This window comes from Flavivirga aquimarina (assembly GCF_030540835.1).
Classification (GTDB): Bacteria; Bacteroidota; Bacteroidia; order Flavobacteriales; family Flavobacteriaceae; genus Flavivirga; species Flavivirga aquimarina.
The window spans coordinates 1-1,446 of the sequence record NZ_JAUOEK010000009.1 but is presented as its reverse complement, the minus strand read 5'-3'; the positions used below and the strand labels follow the sequence as shown (position 1 = coordinate 1,446).

Sequence of the window (1,446 nt, the reverse complement as noted above, 5' to 3'; positions counted from 1 at the left end):
ATTGTATGATTTAATTGTTCCAAAAGAGAATTTACTAAGGAAAATCAATAATTTAATAGATTTTTCTTTCATTTACGACGAATTATTAACCAAGTATTGTCATAATAATGGGCGAACCGCAGAATGTCCTATTCGAATGTTTAAATACTTGTTGTTAAAAGTAATATATACCATATCAGATGTTGATGTAGTAGAGCGTTCACGTTTTGATATGTCCTTCAAATATTTTTTAGGTATGTTACCAGAAGAAGATGTGATCCACCCAAGTTCACTAACAAAATTTAGAAAGCTTCGCCTAAAAGACACAGATCTTTTAAATTTATTGATTAGCAAAACGGTGTCTATTGCCATTGAGAAAGAGATTATTCGCTCAAGATCTATTATCGTTGATGCTACACATACCTTGTCTAGATCAAATCCATATTCAGCCCTTGAGATATTAAGAGAACGCTCCAAGCAGCTTCGCAAAACGGTATATAGCTTTGATGAGAACTTTAAAGAAAGAATGCCAAAAAAGAACAATGACAATGATATCGAAAAAGAACTGGATTATTCTAAAGCGCTAGAAAATTGCATTGAAAAAGAGTTGTCTATAAGTTCAATTCCTGCGGTTAAGGAAAAATTAAACTTATTAAAAGAAACCATTGAAGATACTCAGGATAACTGCACAATGTCTAAAGATAAGGATGCCAAAACAGGTCATAAGTCGGTCGACAGTTCGTTTTTTGGGTATAAGACTCACATAGCAATGAGTGAAGAACGTATTATTACCGCCGCTGTAGTAACATCAGGAGAAAAAGGTGATGGGCCTAAACTACCTGAGCTTTTAGAGATTAGTCAGCAAAACGGAATTGATGTTGACACCGTTATAGGTGATGCAGCCTACTCAGGAAAGGATAATCTTAAACTAACCAATGAGCAAGAGATTAAAATTGTAGCTAAGCTAAATCCTTCTATAACACAAGGGTTTAGAAAAAAAGAAGATCAATTCGATTATAATAAAGATGCAGATATGTTTGTTTGTCCAGCAGGTCACTTGGCTATCCGAAAATCTAAACAAGGCAAGAAAGACATTGGAACTAATCAGGTAAATACTTATTACTTTGATATAGAAAAATGTAAAATATGTCCTTTAAAAGAGGGCTGTTATAAAGAAGGTGCCAAATCAAAATCCTATTCTGTTTCCATAAAATCAACTATTCATAAGGAACAAATGGTTTTTCAAGAGACAGCATACTTTAAAGATAAAGCGAAGCATCGTTATAAAATAGAAGCAAAAAATGGTGAATTGAAAAATGCGCATGGTTTTGGAAGAGCCACATCTTATGGTATCACAAATATGGAAATGCAGGGAGCAATGGCAATTTTTGCCGTTAACCTCAAAAGAATACTAAAACTCAGTTAAAAAGTGAGGTAGTTATTTGGACTAATAGCTGAAAATAGCTG

General features: G+C 33.5%; 1 protein-coding gene. It reads left to right on the top strand.

Annotated features, from left to right (window positions below; translation table 11 throughout):
• Position 1: 1 nt before the first annotated feature.
• Complete coding sequence (locus tag Q4Q35_RS00060) at positions 2 to 1,405, top strand: IS1182 family transposase (protein ID WP_303275872.1); 1,404 nt, start codon at positions 2 to 4, stop codon at positions 1,403 to 1,405.
• The last annotated feature ends 41 nt before the right edge of the window (positions 1,406 to 1,446 follow it).